This is a genomic window from Granulicella aggregans (genome assembly GCF_025685565.1).
Classification (GTDB): domain Bacteria; phylum Acidobacteriota; class Terriglobia; order Terriglobales; family Acidobacteriaceae; genus Edaphobacter; species Edaphobacter aggregans_B.
This window is the reverse complement of sequence record NZ_JAGSYE010000002.1, coordinates 487,374-507,123: the sequence shown is the minus strand read 5'-3', so window position 1 is coordinate 507,123 and position 19,750 is coordinate 487,374. Positions and strand designations below refer to the sequence as shown.

General features: G+C 57.4%; 16 protein-coding genes. 11 read left to right on the top strand and 5 right to left on the bottom strand.

Annotation, left to right across the window (positions count from 1 at the left end; all coding sequences use genetic code 11):
- Positions 1–4: 4 nt before the first annotated feature.
- Both OHL18_RS11630 and OHL18_RS11625 read left to right on the top strand, forming a co-directional pair.
- Positions 5–1,105: a LamG domain-containing protein gene (locus OHL18_RS11630; protein WP_263375019.1), complete on the top strand. Its 1,101-nt coding sequence runs from the start codon at positions 5–7 to the stop codon at positions 1,103–1,105.
- Positions 1,080–4,172 carry a sensor histidine kinase gene (locus OHL18_RS11625; protein ID WP_263375018.1) on the top strand — a complete coding sequence of 1,031 codons (3,093 nt, stop codon included), beginning with the start codon at positions 1,080–1,082 and terminating at the stop codon, positions 4,170–4,172. Before OHL18_RS11630 ends, OHL18_RS11625 begins: the two co-directional genes overlap by 26 nt.
- A gap of 71 nt (positions 4,173–4,243) precedes the next feature.
- Here OHL18_RS11625 and OHL18_RS11620 read toward each other — a convergent pair whose 3' ends face one another.
- Together OHL18_RS11620 and OHL18_RS11615 are read right to left on the bottom strand one after the other, a co-directional pair.
- The gene (locus tag OHL18_RS11620) at positions 4,244–4,999 is read right to left on the bottom strand and encodes a response regulator transcription factor (RefSeq protein ID WP_263375017.1); all 756 of its coding nucleotides are present in this window, start codon (positions 4,997–4,999) and stop codon (positions 4,244–4,246) included.
- A 168-nt stretch (positions 5,000–5,167) separates the two neighbouring features.
- A complete protein-coding gene (locus OHL18_RS11615; protein WP_263375016.1) occupies positions 5,168–5,539 on the bottom strand; it encodes a hypothetical protein in 372 nt (123 codons plus the stop codon).
- Between the two features lie 134 nt (positions 5,540–5,673).
- Here OHL18_RS11615 and OHL18_RS11610 point away from each other — a divergent pair, with 134 nt between their 5' ends.
- Complete coding sequence (locus OHL18_RS11610) at positions 5,674–6,294, top strand: response regulator (protein WP_263375015.1); 621 nt, start codon at positions 5,674–5,676, stop codon at positions 6,292–6,294.
- Between the two features lie 357 nt (positions 6,295–6,651).
- Positions 6,652–7,212 (top strand): RNA polymerase sigma factor, encoded by a 561-nt coding sequence (locus tag OHL18_RS11605; RefSeq protein ID WP_263375014.1) that lies wholly within the window; start codon positions 6,652–6,654, stop codon positions 7,210–7,212.
- 89 nt (positions 7,213–7,301) lie between these two features.
- Here the strand turns inward: OHL18_RS11605 and OHL18_RS11600 are convergent, their stop codons facing one another.
- Positions 7,302–7,601 (bottom strand): hypothetical protein, encoded by a 300-nt coding sequence (locus OHL18_RS11600; RefSeq protein WP_263375013.1) that lies wholly within the window; start codon positions 7,599–7,601, stop codon positions 7,302–7,304.
- Between the two features lie 1,089 nt (positions 7,602–8,690).
- Between OHL18_RS11600 and OHL18_RS11595 the strand changes: the two genes are divergently transcribed.
- Entirely contained in the window at positions 8,691–10,100 is a 1,410-nt protein-coding gene (locus OHL18_RS11595; RefSeq protein WP_263375012.1) for a dihydrolipoyl dehydrogenase family protein, read from the top strand.
- A 317-nt stretch (positions 10,101–10,417) separates the two neighbouring features.
- Entirely contained in the window at positions 10,418–13,507 is a 3,090-nt protein-coding gene (locus tag OHL18_RS11590; protein ID WP_263375011.1) for a sensor histidine kinase, read from the top strand.
- Positions 13,508–13,563: 56 nt separating this feature from the next.
- Here OHL18_RS11590 and OHL18_RS11585 read toward each other — a convergent pair whose 3' ends face one another.
- A complete protein-coding gene (locus OHL18_RS11585; protein WP_263375010.1) occupies positions 13,564–14,361 on the bottom strand; it encodes an alpha/beta fold hydrolase in 798 nt (265 codons plus the stop codon).
- Positions 14,362–14,512: 151 nt separating this feature from the next.
- Positions 14,513–15,142: a response regulator gene (locus tag OHL18_RS11580; RefSeq protein ID WP_263375009.1), complete on the bottom strand. Its 630-nt coding sequence runs from the start codon at positions 15,140–15,142 to the stop codon at positions 14,513–14,515.
- A 278-nt stretch (positions 15,143–15,420) separates the two neighbouring features.
- Between OHL18_RS11580 and OHL18_RS11575 the strand changes: the two genes are divergently transcribed.
- From OHL18_RS11575 to OHL18_RS11555, 5 genes are all read left to right on the top strand, one after another.
- Positions 15,421–15,654, top strand: a complete 234-nt coding sequence (locus tag OHL18_RS11575; RefSeq protein ID WP_263375008.1) for a hypothetical protein — start codon at positions 15,421–15,423, stop codon at positions 15,652–15,654.
- Positions 15,655–15,817: 163 nt separating this feature from the next.
- The gene (locus tag OHL18_RS11570; RefSeq protein WP_263375007.1) at positions 15,818–16,510 is read left to right on the top strand and encodes an alpha/beta fold hydrolase; all 693 of its coding nucleotides are present in this window, start codon (positions 15,818–15,820) and stop codon (positions 16,508–16,510) included.
- Positions 16,511–16,781: 271 nt separating this feature from the next.
- Positions 16,782–17,945, top strand: coding sequence for a DUF5700 domain-containing putative Zn-dependent protease (locus tag OHL18_RS11565; RefSeq protein ID WP_263375006.1), 1,164 nt, complete (start codon positions 16,782–16,784; stop codon positions 17,943–17,945).
- A 23-nt stretch (positions 17,946–17,968) separates the two neighbouring features.
- A complete protein-coding gene (locus OHL18_RS11560; RefSeq protein ID WP_263375005.1) occupies positions 17,969–18,751 on the top strand; it encodes an MBL fold metallo-hydrolase in 783 nt (260 codons plus the stop codon).
- The gene (locus tag OHL18_RS11555; RefSeq protein ID WP_263375004.1) at positions 18,732–19,514 is read left to right on the top strand and encodes an alpha/beta fold hydrolase; all 783 of its coding nucleotides are present in this window, start codon (positions 18,732–18,734) and stop codon (positions 19,512–19,514) included. Before OHL18_RS11560 ends, OHL18_RS11555 begins: the two co-directional genes overlap by 20 nt.
- The last annotated feature ends 236 nt before the right edge of the window (positions 19,515–19,750 follow it).

Sequence of the window (19,750 nt, the reverse complement as noted above, 5' to 3'; positions counted from 1 at the left end):
ATCTATGGCGCTCACTCTCCGCATAATTCGCCTGGGCACCGGACGATGGCAGAAGATCTCCAGCGTGCTTCTGGCCACGCTTCCGTTCGTGTTTCTCGGTTGTCACACCGCGCAACGGAATCTCAAGCCGGCTATTCAGATCACACGCGTGCCTGCCGCAAGCCTAGGTGGGCCCAGGGTAATGGACTACATGGAGGGCAAGGTGAGCGGCACACAAGCCGGAGACCAAGTGGTGCTCTACGCCTTCAGCGAAGTCTGGTGGATACAGCCGTTCAGGAACGCTGGCCTGACCAACATCCAGCCAGATTCGAGCTGGAGGAACTCTACCCATCTGGGCACCGACTACGCCGCCCTACTAGTTGAACCCGGATATCGGCCTGCGCTCAAACTCGGGTCGATTCCATCGATAGGTAACGGCGTGCTGGCGACCGCCATCGTGAAAGGCAGCGGCGCTACGATTGTGCCGAAGAGGATCCATTTTAGCGGCTACGACTGGACCGCGCAGGGCGCGGATAACGATACCGCCGGCGAAACACAGTCTTACGATCCCAACAATGCCTGGGTGGATGAGAAGGGATACCTGCATCTGCGTATGAACGAGCGGGATGGCCACTGGTACTGCGCCGAGATCCACACGATGCGGAGCCTGGGGTATGGCACGTATCGATTTGTCGTCCAGGACACCGGCCATCTCGACTCTTCCGCCACCTTCCGGATCTTTGCCTACGACCTCCTGCTTGCCAACGAGAGCCGCAACGACGAGTTCGACATCGAACTAAGCCGCTGGGACGACCCTGCAGGAAATAATGCGCGTTATGTACTTCAGCCGTACTATGTTCCGAAGAATGTCGCGAAGTTCGAAGCGCCTGCGGGGGAGCTCACTCACACGTTTCGCTGGGACCCTGGGAAGGTCTCGTTCAGGACGGTGCAAGGCGCAGTAGATACTCCGGGGCAGAAGATCGTCAGCGAAAAGGTCTTCACAGAAGGCGTTCCAGTTCCAGCGAACCATAAGATCTACATCGACTTACTTGATTTCCTGCATTCGAGGCATACGGCCAAGCTACCGACCGAGGTGGTGATTGAAAAGTTCGATTACCAGCCCTGATGATTACAAGTCCCGTCAGAATTCGCGGAGGTCGTGGAGGCCGGTTCAGGTTCTGCTGGTCGCGTTGTTCATCGCAGGCAGTGCTCACGCCCTGGATGAAAACAAGACCATGTCGCAATACGTCCACGACCGGTGGGGAGCCGATCGTGGATTCCTTGGCGGTCATGTCTATGCGATCGGCGAATCGAACGACGGCTACCTCTGGATCGGAACTGAGCGTGGGCTCCTTCGCTACGACGGGTCCAGCCTGACGCTGATCCAACGGCCCATCGCAACCTCCGGCTCTCTCGGGCCGGTTCGCGATCTGGTCTCGGACGGCGAGGGAAGTCTCTGGATCAGAGCCGATGGGCCTCAACTGATGCGTTACCGAGATGGAAGATTCGAGGACGTGGCGAGCCGCCTCTCTCTCAAAACGCTCACGCTCTCTTCCATGGCCGCCGAGCATAGAGGCGGGGTTCTCTTCTCCGCGACCGGCGAGGGTCTCTTCCTCTACCGCGATGGCAAGGTAGAGAGCGTTGTGGGTGCCGAGAAGATTCCGGGCACCGTGGTCTCGCTTGCATCAACGCTTGATGGCGCGGTCTGGATGGCCACTGCAGAGGGCGGGCTATATCGCACGAACGGAGGAAGCATCACCGATGTTTCAAAAGTTGTTGCTGGGAGGAAGATCAGCGAGTTACTGCCATCGAACAATGGCTGGCTGTGGGCGGTTACCGAGAACGGCATCCTCCAACTCGAGTCTGACGGAGCTCTGAAGAATAATTTCTCAGCTCAGACCGCCGGTCTGCGGGCTCTGGCCCTCACGGTGGATCAGCAGGGCAATACCTGGATAGGGACGAACCGGGGCCTTCTCAGGGTTTCCCCCTCCAGGGCAGTATCGTCCGACTTCATCAATCGGCAGCAGGAGGACGCCGTCACGGCAGTCCATTTAGATCGCGAGGGCGTTCTTTGGTACGGAGGCTCGCGCGGCATGGAGCGATTGCGCGATGGAACCTTCACCACGTACACCAGCTCCGAAGGGCTTCCACCAGCGGGCACGGGGCCCGTCTACGTCGATAGCGATGGCCGCACCTGGTTTGCTCCGCTCACGGGAGGCCTGTACTGGCTGAAGCAAGGTCACGTCGGTCGGGTGACAGCAGACGGCCTGAAAGAGGACATCATCAATTCCATTAGCGGTTGCAATGGGGAGATCTGGGTTGGACGGCAGCGAGGCGGGCTTACTGCTCTGAAGATGGCCGGGACGGCTGTCACTGCTCGCAGCCTTACGGCGCGAGATGGACTGGCTGAGGACAGTGTCTTTTCGGTGCACTGCAGTCGCGATGGAACCATATGGGCAGGTACAGCGAGCAAGGGCGTTAGCGAAGTAAAGGGCTCGCAGATCCGCAACTTCTCGACCACAGAGGGGCTTTCGTCTAATCAGGTTAACTCGATCGTCGAAGGGCAGGATGGAACGATGTGGTTCGCTACCGCTGGCGGCCTCGACTCTCTGGCAGGAGGCCATTGGACGTCCTGGACAGCGCGAGAGGGGCTGCCTTCCTCCGAGGTCGATTCGCTCTTTGAGGATTCCAGGAAGACGCTCTGGATTGCTACCTCCGAAGGACTTGCCTACATCTCCTCCGGACATCTTCACCAACCTCCTGTACTGCCGGAAGCGCTTCGCGAGGAGATCCTGGGCATCACAGAAGACAGTCACGGGTCTCTATGGTTCGCTACTCCGGACCACGTCGTCCAGGTAAACCGCGATGGGTTAGCTTCCGGCTTGATTGGGAGATCGGGCTCTCAACTCTACGACGCGAGCGATGGGCTGCTGGGAATCAGTGAAGTTCGCCGCGACCGTTCGATTGTTACCGACTCTTCCGGGCACATTTGGCTCGCCCTGAGCTCTGGACTGGCGGTTGCGGACCCGGAGTCATTTCTCTCTCGTTTTACTCCCGTCGGCGTTCGGATCTCCGGGATAACGGTGGATGGCATGGAACAAGACATGCACGGGTTGCTGAGCCTTGCTCCGGGGCCGCGCAGTATCACTCTCAAATACGATGCCGCGGGCCTCTCCGCTCCACAAGCACTGGAGTTTCGTTACAAGCTCGATGGATACGACCAGGGGTGGAGCGACGTCGCCACCTTGCGGCAGGTCGTTTACAGGAACCTCGGTCCCGGCACCTATCGTTTCCATGTCATGGCCTCAAGCGGCCAGGGCCTATGGAATGGGGTCGAGGACAGTTATCTATTTACTGTCGAGGCGGCTTTCTGGCAGACATGGTGGTTTCGGACAGTGTGCTTTGCGGCCATCGTGTTTGGGTCGCTCTTGCTCTATCGCCTGCATATGAACCGGCTGACTCGGCAACTTAACCTCAGCTTTCAGGAGCGGCTTGCGGAACGGACGCGCATCGCACGTGAACTGCACGACACGCTCCTGCAAAGCTTCCAGGGCCTGATGCTTCGCTTCCACGCGGTGGACCGGATGCTGCCCGCGCGTCCACTTGAGGCGAAGGCGGCTCTCGACGGCGCTCTCAACCGGGCCGATGAGGCTCTGGTCGAAAGCCGCAATGCGATCCGGAGCCTTCGCTCCTCCGCGCATGAGACGCATGATCTGGCGCTGGCTCTCAACCAGATCATGGTCGATCTGAACGAAGAGTGCCGCGACGACGAATCGATCCCGGTGACGTTGTCCCTGGTTGTCGAAGGCGAGCCAAGGGAGATCTCCAGCCTGATAAGTGAAGAGATCTGCCGCATAGGACGTGAAGCCCTGAGAAACTCGCTACTTCACGCTCAGCCTCACCGGATCGAAGCAGAGATCAGCTATAGCGAATCTCACCTTCGACTGCGATTTCGCGACGATGGAATCGGCATTGATGCTCAGACCCTGAAGCGGGGCGGACGGCCCGGGCACTGGGGTATTCCGGGGATGCAGGAGCGTGCTCAGCAGATTCAGGCGCAGTTGCAGGTATGGAGTAAAGAGGGAGCGGGGACCGAGGTCGAAGTTACGCTGCCCGGCAGACTTGTCTACCAGCAATCGCCACGCCGCCGCCGGTTTCCTCTCTTCCGCAAGCAGGATTCAAAAGGATTGTGATTCCGTACCAGACTGTTGGCGACTTCATGAGCTGACGACGTTCTAGGCCTATTGCTATGACGCTGTTCCTTTTATGAAGCTGCTCTTGCCCGCCAGTGCGCGATGCGGAGTTTCAGCGCCATCCTGACAAGGTCCGCGAGAGAGTCCGCCGCCATCTTCTTCATGATCTGGCTGCGATGAATCTGAAGCGTGACCTCGGAGATATCCAGGAGAGAAGCCGACTGCTTGTTGAGCAACCCGCCCACGACCAGAGGAAGTACCTCGCGTTCTCGGGGCGTCAGCAGCGACAAGCGCTGTTGCAGGCTATCCAGCTCTGCCTTCTTCTGCCGTCTCCGTTTGTCCTGTTCGAATGCCGTCTTGATCGCGGCGAATAACGCCCGCGGATCAACCGGCCTGGTCAGGAAGTCGATAGCACCCCACTTCATCGCGGCCACCGTCGTTCGGATATCGCAGGGGTCGCTCACGAAGACTACGGGAGGATGCAGGCCCGTCGTCAGCCGGCGTTGAACCTCCAGACCCGAGTTGCCGCGGAACTGCATGTCGAGGATCAGGCAAGCTGCTCCATCGCTACGCGGGATGGAGAGATACTCCGCTTCCGAGAAGAGGCTGACCACTCTGATCCCAAGATCTTCGAGAGCCTCTGCCGACTCGCGGTGGAATTGCTCATCTTCGCTAATCAGATAGGCAGTCTCTTCCGCTGGTTCGCGGTGCGTGAATTTGTCCGCTACTAGGCGGCTGAAGATCTGGTCGCAATAAGGGATTGGAGAGTTCGAAGGTTCAACATACGCAGCTTGCATGAAGGTCACCTTGAGAAGCTTGAAGATCATTGCTTTTGTAGTCAGTCTCTGACAATGTGCTCTGCACGAACAGCCCCAACGGGGCCGATATCCTGCCCTCATTTCGGTTGCTTTGGAGATACCACCATTGGGAGGGCAGATGCAGACCGAGATTCATCGCGCGGCGGCATTCCAGCTAAACTGAACGTGAACCCATGTTCATTTGTGAGATGACACAGTGAGCACCCGCCGGCCGAAGAGTCGCGCGTCAAAGGAGTAAGCGCCCGGGCCTAGCAAGGCCAGAATCGCGCAAGTAAGGATCGCGCAGCCGAGATGAAACGAAGCGCCGTTTGGGCTGAAGATAAGAACCCAGGTAAATATCAAAAGACCGGATGATGCAGCATATGGGGTTAGCAATCCCGTGCACAGGAACGCCGCCGTCAGAACGAAGACCGCTCCAATCCAGAACGAAGTTACAAGTGTCCAGCGTGCGCTCCCATCCACAAGGATCAGGATGGCTACCAGCACGCGCAGGAGAAAGAGCGCAGTGCCCGCCGTCCCGGAAGGAAAGATGGAAAACAGTCTTTGCACAGCGGAAATGCTATCTGCCAGGTAGTCCGGGAGCAATCTCGAAAGTGGTACATTTACGCCCTTCTTTCGAAGGGAATCTCTATCGCGGGCTAGCGTATTCTCTTCGTATACCCGCGCAAGGAGTTGCGCTCTTTATGAATCCAATAAAGGTCCTGGCGGTTGACGATCATCAGCTCCTGCGAGAGGGAATTGCCTCGGTCCTCGAGGGCGAGCCGGACATGGTCCTTGTCTCGGAGGCATCGAGCGGCGTAGAAGCAGTCGAACAGTATCGTGTACATCGACCGGATGTCACGCTCATGGACCTACAGATGCCGGGCATGAACGGCATCGATGCCATCACCGCGATACGCCGCGAATACCCTATCTCGCGCTTCATCATCCTGACGACTTATCAGGGCGACGTGCAGGCCTTGCGGGCATTAAAGGCCGGAGCCTCCGGATATCTTTTGAAAAGTATGCTGCGAAAGGATCTGCTGGATACGATCCGGGCGGTCCACGCGGGGCGGCGGTACATCCCGCCAGAGATTGCGTCTGAGCTCGCCAGTCATGTGGCGGATGATGTCTTGACCGAAAGAGAGGTCGAAGTCTTGAAGAGTGTAGCCATGGGGAACTCAAACAAGATCATCGCGAATGGCCTTAACGTCTCAGAAGCGACGGTAAAAGGTCATATGAAGAATATCCTCTCAAAGCTCGATGCAAACGACCGAACTCACGCGGTAATCATCGCGATCAAGAGGGGGATCATCGATGGATAGTAGCTTTCAGGAGGCGGAAGTTTGGTGCAGCTTTGACGGCAAGATGGGAAAGAACGAGGTTCGGACCCCGGATCGGGCCAAGTTGGTCAACACCCTTTTTGCGGCAAGGCTTCTACTGTTCTTTATGCGGAGCGATTCCGTCATTCCGCCTCGTTAGAACGCGCAAGTGTAATAAAGATGTACATGGTGCGTTTACCAGAGCAGACGTTGATGACGTCGCTGAGGAGAACAATCATGAAGTGTGAAAATTGCCCCTGTGGTAACAACTGTGAATGCGTGCTTTGCGTCTGCAAGTCACGCAACTAGTCTGCCCATCAAACCAGGCAGGAGGATTGTTCCTCCTGCCCCATCATTCTTATGATCAACACGCCGCTAAACGAACTTCTGACTCAACGAAAGCTCTTCCTTGCCTTTGTCAGACGACGGGTCTCCGACGCTGCGCTGGCTGAAGACATTCTTCAGAACTGCTATCTTCGCGCCTTCGAGCACCAGGGGGAATTCGAGCAGGATGAATCGGCAATTGCGTGGTTCTACCGCCTGCTCCGCAATGCTGTAATCGACCGATACCGCCGGAACAAGTCTCAGGAAAAGGCGCTCGAGCTGTTGGCTCGCGAGCTTGAAACATCGGCCCAGCGATCTCCGGAGCTCCACACCGAAGCATGCGCCTGTCTTCATGACATCATCAAGGATCTCAAGCCCGAATACTCCGAAGCGCTCCTGGCGGTGGATCTGGGAGAGCAGCGTGTACAGGACTTCGCAAAGCAGCACAATCTTTCTGCTTCAAATGCAGGTGTGCGTCTTCACCGTGCGCGTACAGCCCTGCGAAAGCGGTTGATTCAGACCTGTGCGAGCTGCGCGGAACACGGCTGCCTCGACTGCACTTGCAAGAAGCACGCACCTTCTGCTGACCAGCTCTGAGATAAGGTTTAGCGCGGAAGTGGAAGTCCTGCAAAGTCGTTGCTGTCGGCAATGATGAACCAAACGGGGTCCGTTACCTATAACGTCATCTACCGTGAGGTCACGTCGTCAACAGGAACTCGGGAGCATATTGCATTGGACTCGATCCATTTCCCCTGACGGCGAGACTGCCAAGGCTTTGCTTCGGGAATGAAGTCGCACAGCTCGATCTGGACAACGTTCGCTTCTGTCCATTCGGCGTCTGAGTAACGAAGATCGAGAACCGTGATCTGCCCTACAGCGGCATCCACCTCAATCATGTGTTCTAGTTCGACCACCGCTGCGAGCGCAGCGTTCTGGCCCGGAATGAAGCTGCAAACGGTGCCCGTGTACGCCGATCTGCCTTGCAACCAGCGTGGCTCTATATCGTATCCCCCGCTCAGACTGACTCGATCGCCAACCATCAACCGCGTAGACATTCTCCTAGCGTAGCAAGTTGCTGGTTCACCCGCTCAGTTAGGCTTCTCGGAACGTCTGCGTTTCGGCAACGTGGAGTTGGGGCTGATACCCGTGATCGGATTGACCATATCGGAAGACGTGATCACCGACTCGCACGCCAATTGTCCGGCTTGTGTTCTGGAGGGCCCAGCCCCGGCGGCCCGCTGTAGTTTGCAAGTCCCTCGAAATTCGACGTGTCCGGCAATCGCGAAGTTTTCAGTCCCGAAGCGGAACGAAGTGGGGGATAATGTCGTTTTCGGGGCACGCCAGTTTATGCTTGCTTTAGCCATCGCATATGAGCCGCCTTATGACACTCTCGTTCTCAATCCAGCCCTTTGAAGGTGCCCTTTCTGTAACGCCATTCGTAGACGGGGAAGTCGCTGATTGAGATAGTTTCTGCGTTTGAACACGAGCGAGGCTTAAGTCCAGCTGGCAGATATGGGCCGTTGATCCCCGAGTGGTTCAACTGTGGCCCCCTCGACAGATATTTCTTGGGTGAAGTTGAACCAGACAGCTATTTCGTCGAGTTGGAAGGCGTATACCTGCTCGGTTGCGGTTGCGGTTGCGGTTGCGGTTGCCGTTGCGGCCGCGGCTGCGGAGAGGTTGGATGCTGGCCGCTGTTGGCGCATATCTAAACTTCTGGGGAGACAGTTACTTGGAGCCGTTTTCGGCAGCCCTTCCGGAAGGAGTGGATTTACGATGACTTCGGCCCGTTCGTATTCAACCGCATAGAGTACAGACAGACGGCGGTCGCTCTTGGTGACGAGTTTCCCACGCTAGTTGAGAGCGCGGAGCAGTCATGACTCGTTCTGCGGCTCAAGTAATTTGCTTCCTCCCGCCAAGTCGTTGTCGTCGGCAACTTCGTATCGATTGCTCGCCGCCAAAACTTGCCAATGCTGTTTTCAAGCCCTGCGACATTACTTCGCGGTCGCTCGCATCCTTCACGGCACATACTTTCTGTGGTATGCCTTAATCGTTCCCAGATCAGGAGGTGGACCAGCATGCCAAGCTCATCCGACCACTTCGACATTCTGGTCCTCGGCAGCGGCGAAGGCGGAAAATATATCGCCTGGAGTATGGCCAACGCCGGTAAGAAAACGGCCGTCGTCGAACGTCGCTATATCGGGGGGTCCTGCCCGAACATTGCGTGTCTGCCCAGCAAGAACTTTGTTCATTCGGCCAAGGTGGCGCACTATGCCTCTCAGGCCGCCGCCTTCGGCCTTCCTGTCGCTTCTGGCCCAATTGACATGGAGGTCGTTCGGGGCCGAAAACGTGCCATGGTCGAGGGTCTCATCGAGATGCACCAGGGCCGCTTCGCTCAAACGGGAGCCCAACTCATTCTGGGCGAGGGCCGCTTCACAGCGCCGAAGACTCTACATGTCGACTGTGCTGACGGCATGACCCGCATTCTTACCGCCGACACCATCGTCCTCAGCACCGGCTCGCGTGCCACCATCGACCCTATTCCCGGTCTCGGCGAAGCTGCCCCTCTTACCCACATCGAGATGCTCGAGAGTGGCCAGGTCCCTAGCCACCTCATCATCCTAGGAGGCGGATACATCGGCCTAGAGTTCGCTCAGGCGATGCGCCGTCTCGGCTCCGCTGTCACCGTCGTCGAGCGCAATCCTCGTGTTCTCCACCGCGAAGACGAAGACGTCTCAGCCCTCCTCACGACTCTGCTTGAGCGTGAGGGCGTTAATTTCCTCACGAACGCCAACGTTGATAGCGTCTCCGGCACCTCCGGCACAAAAGTTACCATCTACGTTAACCATTCCGAAAGCCAGTCCAAGAATCTTGTTATGCTTACCGGCTCTCACCTGCTCGTAGCTGCCGGTCGCACACCCAACACCCAGGACATAGGCCTGGACCTTCTCGGCGTCGATCTCAAGCCCTCCGGTCACATCCAGGTCGACGAGCTTCTCCGTACCTCGGCTAAGAACATCTTCGCTGTGGGCGACTGCGCTGGTAGCCCTCACTTCACCCACATTGCTTTCGACGACTATCGTATCGTTCGCGACCAACTCACCCAAGGCAAATACCGCAGCACCACAGCCCGCCAAGTTCCCTTCTGTCTTTTCACCGACCCCGAGTTCGCTCGCATCGGCCTCAGCGAGTCAGACGCAAAGCGCCGGGGCATTTCCTATCGTCTCGCCAGACTGCCTATGATCGGCGTCCTCCGTACTCGCACCATGGGCGAGACTGAAGGTTTTCTGAAGGCCCTCATCGCACCCGACGACACTATCCTGGGCTTCACGGCTGTAGGCATTGGCACAGGCGAGCTCCTTGCGCCGGTCCAGCTCGCCATGTCCGCCAATCTGCCCTATACCGCTCTCCGCGACCTGATTGTCACCCATCCCACCCTCACCGAAGGTCTCGTCTACCTGTTTGCTTCCGGCCTGACCAAGCCATAGCCCAGCGAAGTCGTCTCCAAACTCAGGGCTGTACCCGGCGTGAGCCATTGGACGCGCTAAATTGGGGCTGCTTGGCCCGAAAATTATCAATGATTATCCCTGGAAATTCGGGTAGGGAAGACAACGTCGGCGGCAGACGTAGATTGATTCGATTTCCGCTAACGTCGTTTTTCGCGAACGACCCCGAACTCGAAGAGTGACTCGGCCTATTCTCACCAACAAGACAATGAGGTTGATCCGCGCTTTGGCCCTTTCGAGCCAGGCCAAGGAACTTGCTTCCTTTAACATAAAGAACATTCAAGCTGAGTGGAGAACACATGCGTACGGATCATCGAGTTCGGTCCTTCAACACATTTCAAGGTCTTCTCGCTCTCGGATGGCTGATGATCGCGTTTACCGCGCAACCGCAAGCTTTACCCAGCGCTACAGCCAGCCTGAACAGCCAATTTCATGCGCACTGGTCTGAGCAGGAGGGGCTTCCAGATGATGTCTCTCATATCGTTCAGGGATCGGACGGTTATCTCTGGATCACGAGCGGCAATGGTCTCTATCGATTCGATGGCGTCAGCTTTACGAGATTCTCACCGAAAGCCGGGAAACAGCTTCTCTCTCAATCGATGGAGTGCATCCTTGCTTTACCAGACGGGGGTATGTGGGTCAGCTACCAGTTCGGCGGAGCTTCGTTGATCCGAGACGGCTCTGTCGTCATCAGCAACGACCTAAATAGCACCGGTCACGGCAGCATCCAGGGCTTTGCGCTGGACTTTGACGGGAACTTGTGGGCCAGCAACGGCTTTTCGCTGATTCGTCGAGAAGGTGATACGTGGAAGCCGATTGGCGCCGACTGGAACTACACGGCGAAACGCAGTGAACCTCCAACGATAGACGGTGCGGGCAATCTGTGGGTATCGGACGGCAACGTTCTGTACGTCCTTCCGCGAGGAGGCAGGCGCTTTGAGTCGACCGGAATTCGAGGCGTCAGCATCGCAAAGCACTTCGATAAGAGCACTCGGAATTGGGTTCGGGGACGCGAAGACTTTCCGGAGATTGTTCGCTCTGATACGGGCCAGTGGCAAGAACATCAGACTGGTTTGCAGCACATCGGTGCGGCCATCGTGACGGACAAGGGAGACCTTGTGTTCGGCGTCGATGCCGGCCTTGCCGAGGTGAGCCCTTCCCTCTTGTCGATTGGAAGCAAGCATGCCGAAGACGACCTGCACCCTGTGTCATTAGCGATCGACAAGAAGCCTGTGTTTCTTCTCGGTCTTCTGGAAGATCGAGAAGGAAGCATATGGGTTCTTTCAGCGAACGGGCTCGATCAATTTCGGCCCAGTACTCTCAAGTCTGTCGACCTGGAGAACCAGACGGCGCTCACAGCAATCACGGTTGCCGGGAACTCACTGCTCGTTGGAACTTTCAACGCAACCGATACGATGAAGCGCATCGATGGGACAGTCGTCACCACCATGACGGGGAGCCCGGCGACCGTCTCGTGTCTCTACACTGCTCCGGATGGGACGGTGTGGGTTGGAGCAACGGGCAAACTGTGGAGATACCGTGACGGGCAATTTACCGCCGTGCCTCTGCCTCCGGGCGAGACGACGCCGACGTCGGATGTGCAGTCGCTCACCATGGACCACGCGGGCACTCTGTGGGCGGCTATCGTCGCCCCCGCCGGGCCTTTGGTGTTTCGGCTGAAGGACGGCGCCTGGTCGCCTTATATTGAGACCCAAACGGGACGCCAGCCATTTCCCCTGAGCCTGCTGACGGACCATGACGGAAACGTGTGGCTGGGATATTCTCGCAACCGCATGACGATCGTGAGCCCTGACGGAAGGCGCACAGCTATTCGTGACAAGGATGGTCTAGACGTTGGGACCATCATTACTCTTTACGAGCATCGGAACAGAGTTTGGATTGGTGGCACGGCTGGGCTTGCTTACAGCGTTCAAGGAAAGCTGCATTCGCTCCTCCAGGAATCTGGCGCTCCCTTCGCGAATGTTGCGGGAATCATCGAGAGAGCGAACGGCGATTTGTGGCTCAATATGCCGGAAGGCGTCATGAAAATTGCCGCTGCCGATCTGCAGAAGGCTGAGGTAAGCGACAGCCACACCGTGCGAGGGCGGCTCTACACGCATCTCGATGGAACGCAAGGTGCTCCCGCTCTTGTGAGACCGGTTCCAGCCGCCGCCGAGACACCGGACGGCAGAATTTACTTTTCGTCGAAGGGTCTACTGGCTTGGGTTGACCCGGATTCTCTTGAGGAAAATACCATCGCGCCGTCCACAACAATTGATTCGGTGTTGGTGGATGGCAAGCGCTTTGAGACTGGTGGACCGATTGTCCTCTCCAAGGGAGCGCAGAATCTACAGATCGATTACACGGCGAACAGCCTGCTCATTCCGCGGCGCGTTCGGTTTCGATACAGGCTCGAAGGCTTTGACAAGGATTGGCTGGATGCAGGCGCTCGTCGACAGGCCTTTTACTCCCATCTGCCTCCTGGCCACTATTCTTTCAGCGTGATTGCGTGCAATAACGATGGTGTCTGGGGCAAGGAAACGTCGTCTCTGAACATCACCCTGCCGCCCACGTTCCTGCAGAGCTGGCCTTTCAAGATTCTGTGCATTCTGCTCGCCCTGAGTGGCCTTTGGCTCTTCTACCTGGCACGTCTGAACAGCGCGGTGGCCAACGCCCGAGCGAAGTTGTATGAACGTCTTGCGGAACGCGAACGGATTGCCCGTGATCTCCATGACACTTTCTTTCAGGGCATTCAGGGGCTGCTGCTGCGGTTCAATACCGGCACCGCACAACTGCCTCCCGAGGAGCCCGCCCGGCGGATCTTTGTCGCGGCACTCGAGCAATCCGACCAGGTGATGCTTGAGGGGCGCGAGCTGGTGCTCGACCTTCGGGCTCCTACGGAGACATCAGACTTAGGGCAAGTTCTTGCGAGCACCGGCGAGGAGTTCGCGTCGTTGCACAAGGCGACGTTCGCCCTTTCCGTCTCCGGCCAATCGCGGGCGCTGCACCCGGTCGCGGCAGGAGATCTATACAGGCTGGGCAGAGAGGCACTCTATAACGCGTTTCGCCATGCGGATGCCGAACATGTGGAGTTGGAACTGCACTATCTCGAGGCCAGCCTCGTTTTGAGAGTTAGAGACGATGGCAAGGGAATGGAAGAGGACATACTGCGCGATCGGAAACGGCCAGGGCACTTAGGGCTGCCCGGCATGTATGAGCGTGCGGAGAAGCTGGGTGCAAAGCTTGAACTCTGGAGCAGACCCGGAAGCGGGACAGAGATCGAGGCTTCAGTCCCTGCGAGGATCGCCTACCTGAAGGAGGTTCCTTCGATATTTCCCGGTTGGTTGAGCCGTTTGGGGCGGCGGCTCAGACCCATTTCAGACGACTAGGCTCCGCCACCTCTCAGATGAAAGAAGAAGCCGACGCTCACGCGCCGGCTTGCAGGTTAGTTTCCGGATGCCTTGGGGTTATTGGTTCCGCGCGCCGCATCGTCGAGGAACGCGGCGACCTCAGCGGGCTTGGAAATCATGGGCACATGGCTTGATGAGAGGGTCAAGGTCCGAGCATTCATCCGTTTGGCCGAGGCACGCTCCTGTTCGGGTGCAATCATCCGGTCGTTCGCGGCAATCACAAACCAGCTCGGCTTGGTCCGCCACGCGGCGGCACTGATGGTTGCCCCCAGCACAGCCCCTTGTGTAGGAACCTGCGTGGCGATCAGCAGCTTGCGCACGGAATCAGGAACGTCCTGTGCAAAGTCTTCCTGAACGCCCTTGTCTGAAAGGACGAGGAAGCCATCCGCGAGTGGGCGAAGCTCAGTCACGCCCGGCGTCGGGCCATACGGCTTGGCCAGACCTCCCGCGGATTCGCCGGTATCGGGAGCAAAGGCGGCTACGTAGACGAGCCCTGCGACCTTGGGGTTGTTGCCGACTTCCGTGATGATCGCACCCCCATAAGAGTGGCCGACGAGAAGGACCGGTCCGTCCTGAGCATCGACCACTCGTTTGGTGGCGGCAACGTCATCGGCAAACGAAGTCAACGGGTTTTGAACAGCCGTGACGTGGTAACCCTTCTGCTCCAGCAGTGGGATGACCTTCGCCCAGCTCGAACCGTCAGCCCAGGCGCCGTGCACGAGCACGATGTTGTGGATCGGTTGCGTCGCAGATTGTGCGAATGAAGGAAGAGGTATGAGGCTCAGCGCGAAAGCAGTTCGAACGAGCATCCAGGACCGAATCGATCTTTGCATGTCAGGCTCCTTGGGGTCCGGCTCGCTTTCAACTCTTGCTGAAGTCGAAGCGACCTGTGATGAAGCTAACCTTGCGTTCCTGGCACGAATAGTTCCAATGGAGGCGTTATGCGGTAGCCCTTCAGGGCTTATCCGAAGACTCCAGCCTTATCTAGAGGTCGATATAGCCTCGGCGCAATGCCATCACGGCCGCGCCCGTCCGATCGTCGGCATCGAGCTTGGACAGGATGCTCTTTACGTGGTTCTTCACGGTATGCTCCGCGATGTGCAGCTCCGAACCGATCATCTTGTTGGATTGCCCTTTGACAACTCCACGCAGGACTTCAAGCTCCCTTGCCGTTAGAGCATCCTCTGCCGCATGTGCGGCAAGTTGCTGGGCAATCTCGGGCGGAATCCTTCGATGACCCGCGTGAACGGTACGGATCGTTTCGATCAGTTCTGTTCGCAACAGATTCTTGAGCAAGTATCCGACGGCGCCGGCTTTGAACGACTTGAGCACCTGGATATCGCCAGCCGAAGAGGAAAGGACCACTATTCTGGCTCGCGGATATTCAGCGCGGATCGTCGTGATGGCATCGATGCCGTTCACGCCGGGCATCCTGATATCCATGAGCGTCACATCAGGCCGATGCACCCGGAATTGCAGGAGGGCTTCCTCTCCTCCGCCCGCTTCCGCAACGACACACATGTCCCTCTGCGCATTGATTTCACCGGAGAGCCCCGCCACCATCAACGGGTGATCGTCAACAATCAGAACCCTGATCATGCCACGTTCGCTCATGTGTGCTCCTACTAAGCTCCAGCTGAATCGGTCGGCCTTCCAATCTCTCCTCATTTTAGCGGACCTACTCTCCGACTGCCCGACTCTAAAGGGCTACTGAAGACAGCCTCGCAAGGGGCTTTCAGAATGCGGATACCGCTCCCTAACGTTAGTAAGTGCAGAGACTCTATTCCATGTTTCCGGGGAAAGCCGCTGGCTTAGGTCTGCTTATTCTCCGATGTTGCGTTGCAACCCACCTCTTGCTCGCGGCGCCCTGGGACGATCACTTCTGGAAAGTGTTGGCGATTGTCGTTGCGTCGATTGGTTTATACACAGGGGCTCTTTCTCAAGTAGCATGCATACTTTGTCTCGCGCTGGAAGCGAGCTTCTTCAAAGCAGGCGAAAGTTCCGAACTTGTGCAAGAAGCGCTCCAGATGGGGATAGTCATTAGCGTGGCACTGCTTGGTCCCGGAGCGTTTTCCATCGATGCGAAGCGCTTTGGCCTCAGGCGCATTCTGCCGCCCTTGGAATGATCGTTCTTTCACACAGTCATAGGTCGAAAGAGCTACCTTTCTTTGGCTGCAAGGAGTCTCCCGAAGTTCGGTGGTGAGGCATACCTTCAGTCTCAACAAGGTGAAGCCGGACCCGCACAGGTTGTGTCCGGCGCCTGGGGAACGCAAGGTATCTGGAGGGTCTATGAGTAAGAACGGAAACATCGCATTGGTGCACGGAGCCTGGGCTGATGGCTCGTGCTGGAGCAAGGTCATCCTTTTGCTGCAGGCAAAGGGTTACAGCGTCACCGCGGCGCAGATACCGCTGACTTCGCTTGCAGACGACATCGAAGTCACTCGCCGATTGCTGGCGAATCTGCCCGGTCCTACGGTCCTGGTTGGCCACTCTTACGGTGGTGCGGTGATCACCGGGGCCGCTAGCTTGGCTCAGAACGTGAAAGCGCTCGTTTACGTCACGGCTTTCGGCCTGGACGAGGATGAGAGCCTGGAGTCTGTGGCAAAGCAGGGTCCTCCCCCAGCGGGTTCGGCTGCAGTTCAGCCGGACGCCTCCGGATTCCTTTGGATCAACCGGGAGAAGTTCCACGAGGTATTTGCAGGAGGCGCGACTGCTGACGAGGCAGCGGTCATGGCTGCGGTTCAGAAGCCGCTGAGTGTGGTCGCGTTTGCTGACAAGCAGGGTGCGCCTGCCTGGAAGACGACTCCATCGTGGTACCTAGTCTGCACCGACGATCAGATGATCCCTCCCCCTGCCCAGCAGTTCTTCGCGAAGCGTATGAACGCTACCGTCAGCTCTGTTGCCTCCAGCCATTGCCCCTTTGTCTCTCATCCCGAGGCGGTCGCAGACATCATCGCTTCAGCCGCAGACTCACTCACCTAACGCGTATGAAGCCCTTGGATGCGGTTCCGCTACTCTCCGGAGCAAGCGGAACCGAGCCCCGGCAAACCTGGAAAGTATCCGTCAGATGACGAAAGAGCCAGAGCTGAATGACTCAGCCAGAATGCATGGCGCTCACGAGCTCTGCGATCAGACCGGAGATATCGCCACTGCGAGCCTTCTTGAGAACTGGATTGACCAATCTCAACGTCGTTCGTGGTTTCTGTTCGAGAGCACACGCAGCTAGCCGCGAAGGCGAGGAATGGAGCTTGCTATGCCGAAGCTGAACATAACCACCGCAAGAATACCGGCACGCCGATTTACATTTGGCCTCTTCTTCGTTTGTGCGCTAGTGCTCACGACTCCCGCGCTGTCTCAACAAGTGAAGATCGACACTACCTCAGCGCGTGCTGTTCTTAAGGCGATCCAGGACCCCACGTTGACCAACGATCAGGCCATGGCGGTCGCGAAGCTTGAGGGCAACCAGGGGATGATCAGGGAGATGCAAGACCTTGGCGAAGCCGACACTGCAGAACAGTTCGCGCACGCCCTCGTGGCGGCCGCACATGGATTGCCTGCCGGCAGTCCCGCGGAAGCCAGCTACATGTTCTCGGCTGTGAAGGCTTCGACGGCTTCGATCTCGGCTCTTCTTGACCAGATCGAGTCAGGCTTCGACACAGGGATCCGCGATCGCATTCGCCCATACATTGGCAAGCCTGACAGTGTTTCCGTGCGGGGCTTTGTCGTTGCGGGCGGCGACGGCGGCGGGTACGCGTTTGGCGGCTCCGATTTCTATCTCAACATTGCACTTAACGACGACATCGTCATGGCAAAGCAGGTCATGATTCACGAGGCGTTTCATGGCGCACAAGGTGCCGTCTATCAAGAAGACACCGCGCACTGGGCCAAAGAGCGAACGCTGCCTGCTGATCTCGTTCGCGGCCAATTTTGTTCCAACACAGCCGAGCTCTTCATGGACATGCGAAATGAGGGTACCGCAAAGTTTGTTGGGTCCGACGACATCCTGAAGGACGCGAAAGGGCCGACCGGGCAGCGTCTGTACGCGGAAGCGCTCTACGGCAGAGAGCATCTCTCCGATAGCGCCAACCTTCTCGAACTCTCCATTGCCAGCCTGCAGGCGCCTGTACCTGTGCCTTATAAGGTCGTGTACAGCGTCGATTTCTGGGGTAGAGGAATCGTCTACTCCATCAGCAGCGCCATGGTAAGTGCAATCGTCGAGCAGGATGGTGCCGCAGCCGTTGGGGAGGTCATTCAGCAGCCCGGCTATGAATTCGTTCTCCGCTACACACGACTCAAGAGTTACGGGAAAGACCGTACGCATCCTCGCTTACGTGAGAACACCGTGAGCGCTGCACAATTGCTCCATGACGGTTGTCCCATCGCTCCTCCGCTACCTTCAACACCGCCCGGTGTATAGCCAAGCTCAAGGGATCTGCCTCTATGGAATCAAGCGTCTCGAGAATTGTCCGTATACCCATCCTGCCTCTCAAGATCGTCAATGCGCATCTGATTAGAGGTAACAGCGGATGCGTTCTAGTCGACGCTGGGCTACCCGGCTCCGCCGTGAGAGTGGAAAGGGTGCTTCTGAAGCTCGGCTTGACCTTTGAGGATGTCAAGGCCATTGTCATCACACACGCCCACGTGGACCACGCAGGCGGTGCATCAGAACTCCGGGAGAAAACGCGAGCTCCGATCCTTGCGCATGAAGCCGATCTGCCGTATTACAAACGAGAGAAACCAATGAACTTTTGCCCCACAGGGAAGGTAGGACGCTATTTCCTTAGAACGCCTCTACCCCATCAGAGCTACAAGGCTTTTGAACCCGACATTTTGCTCGCCGGTGGCGACACTCTCGATATCTCCAGGTTTGGCGTCGCGGGCGTTATCAGACATACGCCTGGGCATACAGCGGGATCCCTTTCCGTAACCCTCGCAAACGACGAGGCTATGGTGGGAGATCTTGTAGCCTCGGGCATCCTCATCGGCGGCATCGTGCGAATCCACCACGCGATCCAACCGCCGTTCGAGGAAGATACCCAGGCCACAGCCAGAGAGCTCCTGCGACTTGTTGGAGGCGGTGTTAAGCGTTTTCATCTCGGACATGGCGGACCACTGGATGCAATAGAGGTGCGTCGGCATGCGGAGAGGCTCGTTGCACCAATTCAGGGAACCCGCAAGAATCAAGAGGAAGGAAGACCGGATCATGAAAGTTTGCATCGATAATCTCAATCTCAACGTAGTGGATACCGGTAACGGAGACCCGACGCTAATCTTTCTTCACTATTGGGGCGGTTCAGCGAGGACTTGGACGGCCGTCACGCGTGCACTGGAGCCTAGCTTCCGATGCATCGCTTATGACCAGCGTGGTTGGGGCTCGTCCGATGCCCCAACGGATGCCTATAGCCTGCACGACTTGGCGCATGATGCATCCATGCTGATTCGCACACTGGGGTTGAAGCGATTTGTTCTCGTAGGTCACTCCATGGGAGGCAAGGCTGCACAACTGTTAGCCTCTCAGCGTCCGTCGGGGCTTGAGGCGTTGATCCTTGTGGCTCCTGCATCTCCTTTCCCGCAACATATCCCGGAAGAGGCCATGCAAGCTCAGTTGCACGCATACGACCATCGCGCGACCGCACTAGCAGCGATCGACTTCCTCACAGTGCGCCGACCAGACGCCGCAACGGTCGAACAGCTCCTGCAGGACAGCCTTGGAGGATCTCAGGGCGCTAAGCTGGCATGGCCGACAAGCGCAGCGTATGAAGATATTTCTAGCCAAGTGAAGAAGATTGCAGTACCGACTCTGCTTCTTGTGGGGGACCAGGATCGACAGGATCCTGAGGAACTGCAACGGCGGGAAGTGTTGCCCTTGATCGAGGGTGCAAGTCTCGAGGTAGTCCCCGATTGCGGCCACTTGATTCCAGTGGATCAACCGGTCGCGCTGGCTAACGCGATAACAACATTCGTGAACTCAATTGCAGAGCGATAACTGGAGATCCTTATGCCGGGCGACCTTATGCCGTCGATTCAATCGCGATCCACTCGTTAGGCTATTGCTCACAAAGGTTAGTGGACGCCAAATCGCCCATGCACTCATTGAAGAGCCAAAGTTTCATCGACACTTCCGCAAAATCGTTTTGAGCAGCTTCGGATTCTGCTAGGGACTGGCTAACGGAATTTGAGCGAGGCGGGTGGCGGAATAACTGGGCTGTGCCCGGTCTCTCG

What these genes read in the sequence shown, in the direction of transcription:
- OHL18_RS11630 (WP_263375019.1), top strand. Translation starts at nt 5, where the DNA reads ATGGCGCTCACTCTCCGCATAATTCGCCTGGGCACCGGACGATGGCAG.
- OHL18_RS11620 (WP_263375017.1), bottom strand. Translation starts at nt 4,999, where the DNA reads ATGATCTTCAAGCTTCTCAAGGTGACCTTCATGCAAGCTGCGTATGTT.
- OHL18_RS11610 (WP_263375015.1), top strand. Translation starts at nt 5,674, where the DNA reads ATGAATCCAATAAAGGTCCTGGCGGTTGACGATCATCAGCTCCTGCGA.
- OHL18_RS11605 (WP_263375014.1), top strand. Translation starts at nt 6,652, where the DNA reads ATGATCAACACGCCGCTAAACGAACTTCTGACTCAACGAAAGCTCTTC.
- OHL18_RS11595 (WP_263375012.1), top strand. Translation starts at nt 8,691, where the DNA reads ATGCCAAGCTCATCCGACCACTTCGACATTCTGGTCCTCGGCAGCGGC.
- OHL18_RS11590 (WP_263375011.1), top strand. Translation starts at nt 10,418, where the DNA reads ATGCGTACGGATCATCGAGTTCGGTCCTTCAACACATTTCAAGGTCTT.
- OHL18_RS11585 (WP_263375010.1), bottom strand. Translation starts at nt 14,361, where the DNA reads ATGCAAAGATCGATTCGGTCCTGGATGCTCGTTCGAACTGCTTTCGCG.
- OHL18_RS11580 (WP_263375009.1), bottom strand. Translation starts at nt 15,142, where the DNA reads ATGAGCGAACGTGGCATGATCAGGGTTCTGATTGTTGACGATCACCCG.
- OHL18_RS11570 (WP_263375007.1), top strand. Translation starts at nt 15,818, where the DNA reads ATGAGTAAGAACGGAAACATCGCATTGGTGCACGGAGCCTGGGCTGAT.
- OHL18_RS11565 (WP_263375006.1), top strand. Translation starts at nt 16,782, where the DNA reads ATGCCGAAGCTGAACATAACCACCGCAAGAATACCGGCACGCCGATTT.
- OHL18_RS11560 (WP_263375005.1), top strand. Translation starts at nt 17,969, where the DNA reads ATGGAATCAAGCGTCTCGAGAATTGTCCGTATACCCATCCTGCCTCTC.
- OHL18_RS11555 (WP_263375004.1), top strand. Translation starts at nt 18,732, where the DNA reads ATGAAAGTTTGCATCGATAATCTCAATCTCAACGTAGTGGATACCGGT.